This window comes from Mycobacterium sp. Root265, assembly GCF_001428895.1.
GTDB lineage: Bacteria > Actinomycetota > Actinomycetes > Mycobacteriales > Mycobacteriaceae > Mycobacterium.
Genome location: NZ_LMJA01000002.1, coordinates 341,039 through 355,331 on the forward strand (window position 1 = coordinate 341,039; position 14,293 = coordinate 355,331).

General features: G+C 68.4%; 14 protein-coding genes. 8 read left to right on the forward strand and 6 right to left on the reverse strand.

Annotated features, from left to right (window positions below; genetic code table 11):
* The first annotated feature begins 32 nt into the window (after window positions 1–32).
* Entirely contained in the window at window positions 33–257 is a 225-nt protein-coding gene (locus tag ASE48_RS04880; protein ID WP_057165889.1) for a hypothetical protein, read from the forward strand.
* A gap of 119 nt (window positions 258–376) precedes the next feature.
* Window positions 377–610: a hypothetical protein gene (locus ASE48_RS04885; protein WP_057165890.1), complete on the forward strand. Its 234-nt coding sequence runs from the start codon at window positions 377–379 to the stop codon at window positions 608–610.
* 3 nt (window positions 611–613) lie between these two features.
* Here ASE48_RS04885 and ASE48_RS04890 read toward each other — a convergent pair whose 3' ends face one another.
* Window positions 614–784: a hypothetical protein gene (locus tag ASE48_RS04890; protein ID WP_156409045.1), complete on the reverse strand. Its 171-nt coding sequence runs from the start codon at window positions 782–784 to the stop codon at window positions 614–616.
* A gap of 162 nt (window positions 785–946) precedes the next feature.
* On the opposite strand from ASE48_RS04890, the gene ASE48_RS04895 reads away from it, so the two are divergent.
* The 6 genes from ASE48_RS04895 to ASE48_RS04920 all read left to right on the forward strand — a co-directional run bounded on the left by ASE48_RS04895 (window position 947) and on the right by ASE48_RS04920 (window position 8,873).
* On the forward strand, window positions 947–1,651 hold the full coding sequence (locus tag ASE48_RS04895; protein WP_057166006.1) for a response regulator transcription factor: 705 nt from the start codon (window positions 947–949) through the stop codon (window positions 1,649–1,651).
* Window positions 1,652–1,655: 4 nt separating this feature from the next.
* Window positions 1,656–3,221 (forward strand): sensor histidine kinase, encoded by a 1,566-nt coding sequence (locus tag ASE48_RS04900; RefSeq protein ID WP_057165892.1) that lies wholly within the window; start codon window positions 1,656–1,658, stop codon window positions 3,219–3,221.
* 51 nt (window positions 3,222–3,272) lie between these two features.
* Window positions 3,273–5,111, forward strand: coding sequence for a glycosyltransferase family 39 protein (locus ASE48_RS04905; protein WP_082614010.1), 1,839 nt, complete (start codon window positions 3,273–3,275; stop codon window positions 5,109–5,111).
* Between the two features lie 56 nt (window positions 5,112–5,167).
* On the forward strand, window positions 5,168–6,385 hold the full coding sequence (locus ASE48_RS04910; RefSeq protein ID WP_200962073.1) for a bifunctional glycosyltransferase family 2/GtrA family protein: 1,218 nt from the start codon (window positions 5,168–5,170) through the stop codon (window positions 6,383–6,385).
* A 22-nt stretch (window positions 6,386–6,407) separates the two neighbouring features.
* Window positions 6,408–8,309: an ArnT family glycosyltransferase gene (locus ASE48_RS04915; RefSeq protein WP_057165894.1), complete on the forward strand. Its 1,902-nt coding sequence runs from the start codon at window positions 6,408–6,410 to the stop codon at window positions 8,307–8,309.
* Window positions 8,310–8,381: 72 nt separating this feature from the next.
* Window positions 8,382–8,873 (forward strand): beta-class carbonic anhydrase, encoded by a 492-nt coding sequence (locus tag ASE48_RS04920; RefSeq protein ID WP_057165895.1) that lies wholly within the window; start codon window positions 8,382–8,384, stop codon window positions 8,871–8,873.
* Here the strand turns inward: ASE48_RS04920 and ASE48_RS04925 are convergent.
* From ASE48_RS04925 to ASE48_RS04945, 5 genes are read right to left on the reverse strand one after another with little or no spacing between them, the layout of a single operon-like run.
* On the reverse strand, window positions 8,863–10,095 hold the full coding sequence (locus tag ASE48_RS04925) for an MFS transporter (RefSeq protein WP_057165896.1): 1,233 nt from the start codon (window positions 10,093–10,095) through the stop codon (window positions 8,863–8,865). The two genes, ASE48_RS04920 and ASE48_RS04925, sit on opposite strands and share 11 nt — an antisense overlap.
* Window positions 10,092–11,438, reverse strand: coding sequence for an LLM class flavin-dependent oxidoreductase (locus tag ASE48_RS04930; protein ID WP_057165897.1), 1,347 nt, complete (start codon window positions 11,436–11,438; stop codon window positions 10,092–10,094). Before ASE48_RS04930 ends, ASE48_RS04925 begins: the two co-directional genes overlap by 4 nt.
* 28 nt (window positions 11,439–11,466) lie before the next feature.
* Entirely contained in the window at window positions 11,467–12,333 is an 867-nt protein-coding gene (locus tag ASE48_RS04935; protein WP_057165898.1) for an ABC transporter permease, read from the reverse strand.
* Complete coding sequence (locus ASE48_RS04940; protein WP_057165899.1) at window positions 12,326–13,156, reverse strand: ABC transporter ATP-binding protein; 831 nt, start codon at window positions 13,154–13,156, stop codon at window positions 12,326–12,328. Before ASE48_RS04940 ends, ASE48_RS04935 begins: the two co-directional genes overlap by 8 nt.
* Window positions 13,153–14,220, reverse strand: a complete 1,068-nt coding sequence (locus tag ASE48_RS04945) for an ABC transporter substrate-binding protein (RefSeq protein WP_057165900.1) — start codon at window positions 14,218–14,220, stop codon at window positions 13,153–13,155. The genes ASE48_RS04940 and ASE48_RS04945 overlap by 4 nt, the downstream gene beginning before the upstream one ends.
* Window positions 14,221–14,293: the final 73 nt, after the last annotated feature.

The window sequence follows — 14,293 nt, forward strand, 5'->3', positions numbered from 1 at the left end:
TTCGTGACGGACCGGGCGGGTAGCCGAGTGTCATGACATCGAACAAACTGAAGCTGCTGTGTGCCGGCGCCGGCGTCGGTGCGATGCTGACCATGGCGGGTGTTTCCGTGGTTCAGGGCGCCACGTTCAGCGCCGATCCGGCCCCGCCGGGCCCCGGTCCGGGTGTCACCGCGCCGGAGACCACCGAGCCGCTGGCACCCGGCGACAACATCGATGTGACCACCGCACCGCGGGAAGCCGACGAATCGGGGACCTGATCACTCACCGCGGGAAGGCCGGGCCGGATCACATCCGCCCGGCCTTTTCGCTGTGTAAACCGAAGGTGAATTCACGCGGCCTGGGTTTCATGCCCGGGGGTAGGGGTAACCCACCCGGCATGACATCGAACAAACTGAAGCTGCTGTTTGCAGGCGCGGGCGTCGGTGCAGTACTGGCCATGACCGGCATTTCCGTCGTCCAGACCACTACGTTCAGCGCCGATCCGGCGTTACCCGAGCCGACGGTGCCGGGCATCGTGACCGAGGTGACGGAGGCGCCCACCGAGGGGCCCACCCTGGAGGCCGAGACCCCGACCTACACCACGACCACCACCGTGGCACCGGCACCCTGACCGCTATCTGCTCTGTGACCGCGGCGGTGGGCCGGGCGGACCGAATCCGCCCGGCCCACCGCTGTGGTCCGGGTCGTCGGTCGCCGCGTAGATCGCCCCGCCGCCGACAACGCCGATAACCGCCGCCACCACCACCGCCAGCACCGTCTGACGTGGATTCCACTCGCCTGCCATACCGCCCACCCTGACCGACACGGCTGGGCGCAGGCTGTGCGGGACATCGGAGGGCGATGAGCGTAAATCTCACAGCTTGCGCATAGGAACGGCACAGGGTCCGCCCACCGCAGTGCCAATAATGGAGACATGACGTCCCACGAGGCACCGGCACGCGCGGTGATGCACCGCGCCGACGGCAGGCCGATCCAGGTTCTCGTCGTCGATGACGAGCCGGTGCTGGCCGAGCTGGTCTCGATGGCACTGCGCTACGAGGGTTGGGACATCGCGACGGCCGGTGACGGGGCGGGCGCCATCGAACTGGCGCGCGACAACCCGCCGGACGTGGTGGTCCTCGACGTGATGCTGCCGGACATGAGTGGGCTCGACGTGCTGCGCAGACTGCGCGAGATGCAACCCGGTCTGCCGTTGCTGCTGCTGACGGCGAAGGACTCGCTCGAGGACCGGATCGCCGGACTCACCGCGGGCGGCGACGACTACGTGACCAAACCGTTCAGCATCGAAGAGGTCGTGCTTCGACTGCGGGCGCTGCTGCGCCGCACCGGGGTGGCCAACGATGCCGGCGACGCCCAGATCGTCGTCGGGGACCTGGTGCTCGACGAGGACAGTCACGAGGTGACCCGGGCGGGTGAGCCGATTTCGCTGACCGCAACGGAATTCGAGCTGCTGCGGTTCATGATGCGCAACGCCAAACGGGTGCTGAGCAAGGCGCAGATCCTCGACCGGGTGTGGAGCTATGACTTCGGTGGCCGGTCCAATATCGTCGAACTCTATGTGTCGTATCTGCGCAAGAAGATCGACAGCGGTCGCGAACCGATGATCCACACGCTGCGCGGCGCCGGCTACGTCCTGCGTCCGCCGCGCTGATCCGATGAGCAGCCGCCTGCTCGCACCGCGCACCTGGTCGCTGCGGATGCGGCTGCTGGTCACCCAGGTGATCCTGCTGGCGTTGGTCTGCGTGGCCATCGGTGTGGCCACCGAATTCGCGTTGCAGCGTTTCCTGATGCGACAGCTCGACACCCAACTCGTCGAAGCGGCTCGCCGCTCGGCCGGAATCATGGAACTGCCACCACCGTTCCACCTGCCACCCCCGCCGCCGGGCAGTCCCGCGCCCCAGATCCGGTTCCGGTTCGATCCCGAGCAGGGGCCGGGACCAGGGTTTCTCAACGCACCGGGGCAGGCGATCAATACCGTCGGGGCGGTCATCGGGCCCGGGGGCCGTGGCGGCGGGCAGGAGCGCAGCGACCAGGGAATCCAGATCGACGGCGGTGTGATCACCTCCGAAGGTGCCACCGCCGATATCAGCGCGGCAGCATCCGCGCAGTTGGCCCAGGTGGCGCCCGACCGCACCCCGGTCACCATCGACCTCGACGGGCTGGGCTCGTACCGGGTGATAGCGGGACAGTTGCGCCACGGCGGACACCGCGTCGTCGTCGGGCTGCCCACCACCGTCGTCGACGAAACCCTGTGGTGGGTGCTGCTGATGTTCTGCGTGGTCTCGGCGGTCGCGCTGGCCGCCGCCACCGCCGTCGGGATCTGGATCATCCGACGCCAATTGGAGCCGCTGTCAAAGGTTTCCGCAGCGGCACGCGATGTCGCCGATCTGGAACTCGACAAGGGTGAGGTGCGGTTGCCGACCCCGATCGTGCTCGTCGATCCGGAGGGCGCGCACACCGAGATCGGTCAGCTGGGCTCGGCGCTGAACCGGATGCTGGACCGCATCGCCGGGGCGCTGTCCGCGCGCCATGCCAGCGAGACCCGGGTCCGGCAGTTCGTCTCCGATGCCAGCCATGAGCTGCGCACCCCGCTGGCGGCCATCCGCGGCTACACCGAATTGGCACAACGTAAACGAGATGAACTTCCCGAGGATGTCGCGCACGCGATGAGCCGGGTCGAATCCGAGACCCAGCGCCTCACCACCTTGGTCGAGGACATGCTGCTGCTGGCCCGCCTGGATGAGGGGCGCCCGCTGGAACGGGCCCCGGTGGATCTGGTCCGGGTGGTGGCCGACGCGGTCAGCGACGCCCATGCCGCGGGGCCCGAGCACGAGTGGACCCTGGAACTGCCCGATGACCCGGTGCAGGTCACCGGCGACCAGGCCCGTCTGCATCAGGTGCTGACCAATCTGCTGACCAACGCCCGGGTGCACACCCCGGCAGGCACCACCGTCACCACCTCGGTCTCGATGCGCAGCGATGGCGCCGCTGTGCTGGCGGTCACCGATGACGGCCCCGGCATCCCGGAAACGTTGCAGCCGGAGGTCTTCGAGCGGTTCGCCCGCGGCGATTCCTCGCGCTCCCGGCGCGGCGGCAGCACCGGACTGGGACTGGCGATCGTCGCGGCAGTGGTGAAAGCGCACCGCGGCACGATCGATCTGCACAGTGTGCCCGGCGATACCCGGTTCGTGATCACCCTGCCCGCCGACGGTCACAGCTGACGCACAGCCAGGACACATACCGGGCGTAGCGGCGCACACCAGAATCGTTGGATGACTGCCGTACTGACGCGTGCCCCCGTCACGACCGCACCGCCGCGGCGGCCCGGCGGCGAACGTCTCGCGTTCGGGTCCCTGCTGGTCGCGACGGCGGCGCTGTACCTGTGGAACCTGTCGGCCAGCGGCTGGGCCAACAGTTTCTACTCCGCGGCGGTGCAGGCGGGAAGCCAGAGCTGGACGGCGTGGCTGTTCGGATCCAGCGATGCGGCCAACGCCATCACCGTCGACAAGACCCCGGCAGCACTATGGGTGATGGGTCTGTCGGCGCGGATGTTCGGATTCAGTTCGTGGAGCGTGCTCCTACCGCAGGCCCTGATGGGTGTGGTCTCCGTCGCGCTGCTGTACGCGGCCGTGCGGCGGGTCAGCGGGCCCGGCGCGGCCCTGCTCGCCGGTGCGGTGCTGGCATCGACACCGGTGGCGGCGTTGATGTTCCGGTTCAACAACCCCGACGCACTGCTGGTGCTGTTGCTGGTGGCCGCGGCGTACTGCGTACAACGCGCCTGCGCGCCCGACGCCGGACGGTGGTGGATGGTTGCCGTCGGCGTTCTGGCCGGATTCGCGTTTCTGGCCAAGATGCTGCAGGCCTTCCTGGTCCTGCCCGCATTCGCCGCCGCCTATCTGATCTGTGCGGCCGCCCCGCTGCGGACCCGGATACTACGACTCGGCGCAGGCATTGCGGCGCTGGTGGTTTCGGGTGGCTGGTACCTGCTCCTGGTCGAGTTGTGGCCGGCCGGTCGCCGTCCCTATATCGGGGGATCGCAGCACAACAGCATCGTCGAACTGGCGCTCGGATACAACGGTGTCGGCAGGCTGACCGGGGCCGAGACCGGCGGGCTGGGGAACCTGAACTTCGACGTCGGCTGGGGGCGGTTGCTGGGCAGCGGGATGGGAGCCGATATCGGGTGGCTGCTGCCTGCCGCACTGATCTGCACCGGCGCCGGGTTCGTCCTGACGCGGCGGGCGCCGCGTACCGACGCGGCCCGGGCGGCGCTGATCATCTGGGCCGGCTGGCTGGTGCTGACGGCCGCGGTGTTCAGCTACGCCAATGGCATCGTGCACTCGTACTACACCGTCGCCCTGGCGCCCGCGATCGCCGCATGCCTGGGCATCGGATCGGAATTGTTGTGGCGCAACCGGAACAAGCCACCCTGCGCGACCGCACTGGCCGGCACGGTGCTGGTGACGATCACCTTGACGGTGGTGCTGCTGGCGCGCAGGCCGGACTGGATGCCGTGGCTGCGGCCTGCGATCGCGGTGATCGGCGTGACCGCGGCGGTGCTGATCCTGGTGAGCGGCCGGCTGCCGAAACCGGTGGACCGAATTGCCGCGGTGCTGGCGGCCGCGGCGACACTGGCCGGGCCCGTCGGCTACTCGGTGGCCACCGCGGCGGCCCCGCATCAGGGTGCGATCCCGATGGTGGGACCGGCGCGGGGCGGTGGGGGCTTCGGTCCCGGTTTCCTTGATGCGCCGGAACCGACACCGGAGCTCACTGCGCTGCTGACCGATGACGCCGCGCGCTATACCTGGCCGGCAGCGGTGGTGGGCTCCAACAACGCTGCGGGCTATCAGCTGGCCGCCGATGTCCCGGTGATGGCGGTCGGCGGGTTCAACGGCACCGACCCCGCACCCACCCTGGATGAGTTCCGCGGGCTGGTGGCCGCGGGGCGCGTCCACTACTTCATCGAATCGCGCATCATGGCCAGTTCGCGCACCGACCACGGCGGCAGCGAGGCCGCGGTGGACATCGCGGGCTGGGTCGTGCATACCTTCGTCCCGAGGACCGTCGGCGGCACCGTCGTCTACGACCTCACCGGCGCCGGAGCCGACTCATAGCCGGCACACAGCTTGCGCCAACGGACGGCACACCGTGGGCACCGAGCATGGACACCATGACCGAGATCCTCTCCGCGGCACGCCCCAACGTCGCACTGACCGTCCCCGGTGTGCCGGTCGTCGACATCGTGGTGCCGGTATTCAACGAACAGGCTGCCCTGGAGAACTCGGTGCGCAGGCTGCACCGGCACCTACAGGACAATTTCACCTTCGCGGTGCGCATCACCATCGCCGACAACGCCAGCACCGATGACACCCCCCGCATCGCCGCCGCGCTCGCCGGTGACCTCGAGGGCGTGCGCATGGTGCGACTGGAGGAGAAGGGCCGCGGCCGCGCACTGCACAAGGTGTGGATCGAATCGGACGCGCCGGTGCTGGCCTACATGGATGTCGACCTGTCCACCGATCTGGCCGCGCTGGCGCCGCTGGTGGCCCCGCTGCTGTCCGGTCATTCCGACCTGGCCATCGGCACCCGGCTCAACCGCAGCTCACGCGTCGTCCGCGGCGCCAAACGGGAGTTCATCTCCCGCTGCTACAACCTGATCCTCAAATCGACACTGTCCGCCGGCTTCTCCGACGCGCAGTGCGGTTTCAAGGCGATCCGCGCAGATGTCGCCCGCGAACTGCTGCCCTATGTCGCCGACACCGGCTGGTTCTTCGACACCGAACTGCTGGTGCTGGCCGAACGCAGCGGCCTACGGATCCACGAGGTGCCGGTGGACTGGGTCGACGACCCGGACAGCCGGGTGGACATCGTCGCCACCGCCAAGGCCGACCTGCGCGGAATCGGACGGCTGCTGCGCGGCTTCACCGACGGCTCGATCCCCGTCAACACCATTGCCGCCCAACTGGGTTCGCGGCACGCAGCCGCACCGGGCTCCCTGCTGCGCCAAGTCGTGCGGTTCGGCACCGTGGGTGTGCTGTCCACCGCGGCATACCTGGTGTTGTTCCTGTTGCTGCACGGAGTCGTCGGAGCCCAGCTGGCCAATCTGCTGGCGCTGCTGCTGACCGCGATCGGCAACACCGCGGCCAACCGGCGATTCACCTTCGGCGTGCGCGGCGCCGGTGCGGTCGCGCGGCATCATGTCGAAGGTCTCATCGTGTTCGCCATCGCGCTGGCCATCACCAGTGGTTCGCTGGCCGGACTGCACGCCGTGACCGATCGCCCCGACCAACTGCTGGAGACATCCGTACTGGTGATCGCCAACCTGGTGGCCACCGTCGCGCGCTTCGTCCTGCTGCGCGGCTGGGTCTTTCACCCCCGCCGCCGCTGACTCCCACCACCGAAGGATTGACATGACCACGACTGCAGAAGTTCAGACGACGGCCGCACAGGCGCCCGTGCCCGATATCCGCCCACGCTGGGAACGTCCGGGGTTGCTGGCGCTGCTCGCCGGCACCGCCGCGCTCTACCTGTGGGCGCTGGGCTCCAACGGATGGGCCAACAGCTACTACGCCGCCGCTGCACAGGCGGGCACCCAGGACTGGAAGGCCTGGCTGTTCGGGTCCTTCGACGCGGGCAACGCCATCACGGTGGACAAGCCGCCCGCCGCGCTATGGGCAATGGCCTTGTCCGGCAGAGTGTTCGGATTCAACGAGTTCACCATGCTGCTGCCGCAGGCCCTGATGGGCGTGGCGGCCGTCGCGGTCTTGTACTTCACCGTGCGGCGCAGCAGTGGACCCGCGGCGGGGCTGATCGCCGGTGCCGCGCTCGCGCTGACACCGGTTGCGGCGCTGATGTTCCGGTACAACAATCCGGACGCGCTGCTGGTGCTGCTGCTCGTGGTCGCGGCGTACTGCATGGTGCGGGCAACCCAGCAGGGCAGCATGCGGTGGGTGGCGCTGTCGGGGAGCGCGGTCGGTTTCGCGTTCCTGACCAAGATGCTGCAGGCGTTTCTGGTGGTGCCCGCGCTGAGTCTGGTGTTCCTGGTTGCCGCACCGATGGCATTCTGGAAGCGCATCGGCGCGTTGCTGGTCGGGGCAGTGGTCGCCGTATTTTCAGCGGGGTGGTACATCGCACTGGTGAGCCTGTGGCCGGCGGATTCCCGGCCCTATATCGCCGGATCGAGCGACAACAGCCTGCTGCAGTTGGCATTCGGCTACAACGGTATCGACCGCATCGTCGGTCAGGGCCAGCCCGGCGGCGGGCCCGGACAGGGTGGCCCCGGCCCGGGCGGACCCGGCGGTGGGGGAGCCAACCTGTTCTTCGGTGGGGACCCGGGTATCGGCAGGCTCTTCGGCGCGTCCATGGGGACCGAGGCGTCCTGGCTGCTGCCGGCGGCACTGGTCGGCCTGGTCGCCGTGCTGTGGCTCACCCGGCGCGCCGCGCGCACCGACATGGTGCGGGCGTCCACGCTGATGTGGGGTGGCTGGCTGCTCGTCACCGGTGCCGTGTTCAGCTTCATGGACGGCATCATCCATCCGTACTACACGGTGGCCCTCGCTCCGGCGACCGCTGCACTGGTGGGGATTTCGGTGGTCGAGCTGTGGCGTCGCCGCGAGCACCGGGCCGCGCGGGCGGTGTTGGCACTGACCCTGGCGGGCACCGGAGGGTGGGCCTTCGCCCTGCTGGCGCGACTTCCGCAGTGGTGGCCGGTGCTGCGGTGGTCGGTGCTCATCGTGTCCGTGGTCGTCGCGGTGGTACTGGCGTTCGGGGCGCACCGACTGGGCCGGGCGGCCGGTGCGGCGCTGGTGGCCGCGGCCCTGCTGGCCGGCGGCGCGGGTAGCGCCGCGTGGGCGGTGGCGACCGTCGCAGGCGGCAACAGCGGTGGCCCGATGGCGGTGTCCGGTCCGGCTCAGCAACACGATTTCGGGCCCGGCGGTCCGGGCGGGCGCCCCGGCGGACCAGGGTCCCGCGTCGACGACACGGCGCTGGCCGACCTGGTGACCGGGCTGGACAATCGGTGGGCGGCAGCGACAATCGGCTCCATGATGGCCGGAGATCTGGAACTCAAGAGCGGCGCCTCGATCATGTCGATCGGCGGATTCGCGGGCGGGGACAATTCGCCGACACTGCAGCAGTTCCAGGACTACGTCGCCGCCGGGGATGTGCGGTACTTCATCGCCGGCGAGCGGTTCGGCCCCGGCGGTCAGCGGGATGGCTCGGGCACCCAGATCACCGAGTGGGTGCAGCAGAACTTCGGCACGCTCGATGTCGGTGGCAGCACGGTGTACGACCTGAGCACACCGCTGCGTTGATCGCCCACCGCTTCGGCTCAGCCTGATTCTGGCGGGTACTCATCGCCTGGCTTGCGGGCTAGTGTCCGGCGTATGTCTGTCACCGATGAATACCTGGCCAACAACGACGCGTATGCGGCCCAGTTCTCCGGGCCGTTGCCGTTGCCGCCGAGCAAGCACGTCGCCGTGGTCGCGTGCATGGACGCCCGCCTGGACGTCTACCGGATCCTCGGGCTCGGCGACGGGGAGGCGCACGTCATCCGCAATGCGGGTGGTGTCGTCACCGACGACGAGATCCGTTCCCTGGCGATCAGCCAGCGACTGCTGGGGACCAAGGAGATCATCCTGATCCACCACACCGACTGCGGCATGCTGACGTTCACCGATGACGGCTTCAAACAACAGATCCAGGACGAGACCGGGTTGAAGCCGCAATGGGCGGCCGAGGCATTTCAGGACCTCGACGAGGACGTGCGTCAGTCGCTGCGGCGCATCGAGGCCAGCCCCTTCGTCACCAAGCACGAGTCGCTGCGCGGTTTCGTCTTCGACGTCGCCACCGGCAGGCTCGCGGAGGTCACTCCCTGACGACTTGCGCACGTTCGGTAACGCCTGGCGTTACCGAACGTGCGGAAATCGGCGGCCAGGGCACGAACCGCGGGATGTAGCGCCACATCATCGCCGCCCCCGTCACCGAGACCACCCCCAGGACGCTCAGCCCGAGGCTCAGCGGCGCCACGATGGCGGCGGTGCCCAGCGACAACGGGCCCAGGAACATCCCGGCGTCGTGGGTGAGCCGCCAGGCGGCCAGGAACTCGGCCCGGGTCGCGGCGGGCGCGACATCGGCGCCCAGGGTCATGATGACGCCGTTACCCAGCCCGTTGCCGATCCCCATGATGACCGCCGCGACGATGATCGACCAGAGCGAGTCGGTGAACGGCAGCGTGAAGAAGGCGACCGCGATGATGAGCAGGGACGGTACCGCCAGCGCCCGCCTGCCGTAGCGGTCCATCAGTTGCCCGGCAGGGTAGGAACACAACAGGTCGAAGACGGCACCGACGCCATAGACCAGCGACACCGTCGCGGCGGCCAGACCGATGTGATCGGCCCACAACGGCAGCGCGGCATCGCGCGACGCCCGAGCCGCGCCCATCAGCAGCGAACCGAAACCCAAGGTGGACAGCAGGATCCCGTGCCGGGTCAGGACGCCGATGACCGATATGCCGCCCGGCGTCGCATCGCCCGCGCGTGGCGGATCGGGCACCCGGGTCAGCAGATAGCCGGACAGCAGCACGGCGACGCACTGCACGGCCAGCCCACCGCGCAGGCCGATCAGCAGAATGGCGCCCGCCCCGACGAACGGCCCGACCAACATGCCCAGCCGCCACATCAGCGCGAAGGTCGCCATCGCGCGGGCCCGCATGTGCGCCGGTGCGGCCTCGGCCAGATAGCTCTGCCGGGCCAGCCCCCATACCGCGGTGGACAGTCCGGTCAGCACCGCACCGATGGCGAGCGCAGCCGGTGTCCACGCCGTCGCCGAGAGCAGCACACCCGCCGCTCCGATGGCCGAGCCGACGACGATCGCCCGCCGTTCACCGAACCGGGCGACCAGCCGCCCGGCCGGCAGATCGCCGAGCACCGAGCCCAGGCCGACGAACGCGACGATCAGCCCGGCGACACCGACGGAGGCGCCGAGTTCCCGGGCCAGCAGCGCGATTACCGGTATGCCGGCACCCTGTCCGATACCGAAGATCGCCGAGGGGATGAAGACGGTGGTGACGAATGGGCGCAGGGTGGCCCCGGAGGTCATGCGCTCGTTTCGGCGGCGTGCTGACCGGCCGGCGCGAATCGGCTCTGCGGGCGGCACAGTCCATAGTGGTCGCGCAACGTGTGTCCGCTGTACTCGGTGCGGAACAGGCCGCGGCGCTGCAGGATCGGCACCACCTGGGAGACGAAGTCCTCCAGCCCGCCGGGCAGGTAGGGCGGCATCACGTTGAATCCGTCGGCGGCGCCGGCCTCGAACCACTCCTGCAGGTTGTCGGCGACCTGCTCGGCGGTGCCGGCGAAGGTGCGGTGCCCGCGTCCGCCGCCGAGTTTGGCGATCAGCTGGCGGACGGTGAGGGACTCCTGCTCGGCGAGATCCTTCACCAGTTGGTAGCGGCTCTTGTTGCCCTGGATCTGCTCGATCGGTGGTAGCGCGGGCAGCGGTGCGTCCAGCGCATGGGCGGTCAGGTCGACTCCGAGCATGTTGGACAGTTGGCGCAGCGAATATTCCGGTGAAATCAGGTCGGTGAGCTCCTGTTCCAGTTCCAGGGCGGCCTCTTCGGTGGGGCCGATGTAGGCCACGATGCCGGGCAGGATCTTGATCTCATCGGCGCTGCGACCGTAGGCCACGGCGCGGGCCTTGACATCGCGGTAGAACGCCACCCCTTCGTCGATGGTGCGTTGGGCGGTGAAGATCGCCTCGGCGTAGTGCGCGGCGAAATCCTTGCCGCTCTCCGAGGACCCGGCCTGCACCAGCAGTGGGCGGCCCTGCACCGAACGCGGTGAGTTGAGCGGGCCGCGCACCCGGAACAGATCTCCGTCGTGGTCGATGCTGTGCACCTTGTCCGGGTCGGCGAACACCCCGGTGCCGGGGTCGAGCACGATCGCGTCGTCATCCCAGCTGTCCCATAACGCGGTGGCCACGTCCACGAATTCCTGTGCGCGGCGGTACCGCCCGGCGTGATCGGGGATGTCGTCGAGTCCGAAGTTGGCGGCTTCGTCGGCGCCCGCCGAGGTGACGATGTTCCAGCCGGCCCGCCCGCCGCTGATGTGGTCGAGCGAGGCGAAGCTGCGGGCCAGGGTGTAGGGCGAGTGGTATCCGGTCGACGCGGTGGCGATGAGGCCGACGTGCTCGGTGGCCGAGGCGATCGCGGTCAGCAGCGTGATCGGCTCGAACACGGCCTGGGTGTTGTGCTTGATGCGCGGGCCGACCGCCAGACCGTCGGCGAAGAACACCGAGTCCAGCCTGCCGCGCTCGGCGATACGACCCAGCTCCTGGAAGTGCGCGACGCTCAGGATGTTGCGCGCGTCGGTTCGCGGATGACGCCAGGCCGCCTCGTGGTGGCCGACACCCATCAGGAACGCGTTGAGATGCAACTGCTGTGACATTCTGACTTTCTGGTTGGTGAACGGTGCGCTAGTTGTTGACCCGCCAGCGGGACAATCGCCGTTCCACGGCGACGATCACACCGTTGAACGCGAGCCCGACCAACGCGATCGTGACGATGCCGGCGTACATCTCGGGAATCTGGAAGTTGAGCTGCGACGCGGTGATCAGATACCCGAGACCGGCTTTGGCGCCGACCATCTCGGCGGCGATGAGCACCAGGATCGATGAGGCCGCAGCCATCCGCAGCCCGGTGAAGATCGTCGGGACCGAGGCCGGCAGGATCACCTTCTGGAACAACCGGACCGGGGACAGTCCCAGCGAACGGGCGGACTTGATCAGCAAGGGATCGACCGTGCGGACGCCGGAGATGGTGTTCAGCAGGATCGGGAAGGTCGAGGCGTACACCACCAGAGCGACCTTGGAGGTCTCACCGATCCCGAGGATGAGGATGAACACCGGCAGCAGCGCCAGCGCGGCCGTGTTGCGGAACAGCTCCAGAATCGGGTTGAGGAACTCGGCAACCGGCCGGTACCAGGCGATCGCGATACCCAGCGGGATGGCGACGGCGACCGCGATGACGAAGCCGAGCAGGGCCCGGGACAGGCTCGCCGACACATGCTCCCAGAGTTGACCGTTGCCGACCAGCGTGATGAAGGTCTCGGCCACCTGGCTGAACGGGGGCAGGAAGACCTTGTCCACCAGCCCGATTCGCGGGGCGATCTCCCATACCGCCAGGAACGCCAGGATGGCGGCGGCCGGTTTGAAGATCTTCCAGGCCAGCGAGCCGACCGACCGGCGAAGCCCGCGGGACGCCGGGGGAGCCGACGCCGGAGGTGCCGGTGACGACGCGGCGACGGGAACGGCCTCGGCCGGGGTGGCGATGGCGCTAGACATGGACAACCTCGCTGTCGTCGGCCGGGGCCGTCAGCTCCTGGGTGCGGGCACGCTCGACCTCGTGATGCAGCAGCGTCCAGATGTGGTGGCGCAGCGACCGGAAACCCTCGCTGGATCGGACATCCTCGGCGCTGCGGTCGATGTCGACGTCCACGATGTTCTTGATCCGGCCCGGTCGTGAGGTCAGCACGGTGACCCGCTGGCCCAGGTAGATCGCCTCGTCGATGCCGTGGGTGATGAACAGGATCGTCTTGCCGGTGGTCTCCCAGATGCGCAGCAGTTCGTCCTGCAACGATTCCCGGGTCTGGGCGTCCAACGCGGCGAAGGGCTCGTCCATCAGCAGCACTTCGGGGTCGAAGGCCAGGCTGCGGGCGATCGCCACCCGCTGTTTCATGCCGCCGGAGAGTTCGTGCGGATAGCGATCGCCGAAACTGCGCAGGCCCACCAGATCCAGATAGTGCTCGGCGCGTTCCCGACGTTCGGCTTTGCCCAGGCCCTTTGCCTCCAGCCCGAATTCGATGTTCTTGCGGGCGGTGCGCCAGGGCAGCAGCGCGTACTGCTGGAACACGATGCCGCGGTCAAGTCCTGGTCCGGTCACGGGTGTGCCGTCCAGCAGGATGGCACCCGACGTCGGTTCGGTCAGGCCGCCGAGCAGATCCAGCAGGGTGGACTTGCCGCATCCGCTGGGGCCCACCAGCACCAGGAACTCGCCCGCGGCCAGATCGATGGTGATGTCCTCGACGGCGGTGAAAGCGGTGTCCTCGCCGCGGATCGGGAACTGCTTGGTCACATGCTGCAAGCTCAGCTTCGGATGTCCGGTCATTTCTTCGCCAATGGTTGTCCGTCGGGACCGCTGCCGTCGGGATAGCTGCCGTTGGCATACGGATTGAATTCGTTGGTGTAGAGGTCGGAGGCCTTCAACGTGCCCTCGTCCAGCTCGCCGTTGCGCACCAGCCAGTCGATCCAGGTCTGCAGTTCGCGTTCGGCGATCACCCCGCCGGCCACCGGAATGCCCGTGCTGCGCCAGAAGTCGATGGCCGCGGTGTTCTCGTTGCGCTTGCGCTGATGGATGATCTCCCTGAATTTCGCCAGTACCTCCTCGCGAGGGGTGACCTGGGTCCAGCGGGTGGCGCGGGCGGTGCCCTGGACGAAATCCGCGGAGGCTTCCGGGTTGTCGGCGATGAAGTCGTCGCGCAGGACGTAGGTGCCGTAGCTGAACGCGCCGAACAACGACTTGTCGGTGAACAGCGGGCGGATCCCGCCGCGCTTCAAGGCGCCTTCGCGATAGATGTCGTTCAGGGCTGCGACGTCGATCTGGCCGTCCCGCAACGCCTGCTCCGTGTTCACCGGGGGCACCACGGTCAGCGCGACGGTCTTGATCTCGTCGCTGGAGAGGCCCTCCTTGGCCAGCCACTCCCGGGTCAGGAACTCGTGGTGCGCTCCGAGGGTGTTCATCCCGACCTTCTTGTCGATGAGGTCGCGGGCGGATCGAATGGGGCTGTCCTCCAGGACGTAATAGCCGGTGTATTCGGCGTCGTCGGCACCGTAGGAACTGAGCACCGAGGTGATGTTGGCACCCGCCGCGTTCAGTTTCACCACGGCGCCGTTGAACGCCGAACCGAATTCGACATCACCGGTGGCCGCGGACTGGATGTCCTGAGGGCCACTGGTGGTGTCGCCCACCCATTCCAGCTTCACCTTCTCGAAATAGCCGAGCGCCTCGGCCAGTTCGGGCATCTTCACTTCGCCGGTGGAACCCTGGTACCGCAGTACGGTTTTGCCATCGGCGTTCTGGGTGCCCTGGTCGGACGACCCGCAGGCGGCGAGACACAGCGCCACCACCGCCGCGAGCGCGGTGACAAGTGTTCTGCTGGATCTGTGTCTCATCGATGTGTCCCCCTGGATCTGATATGCCCATGCTGGCAGCGGGCTCGCGTCCGCTGAACCTTTTGCCTCTGCC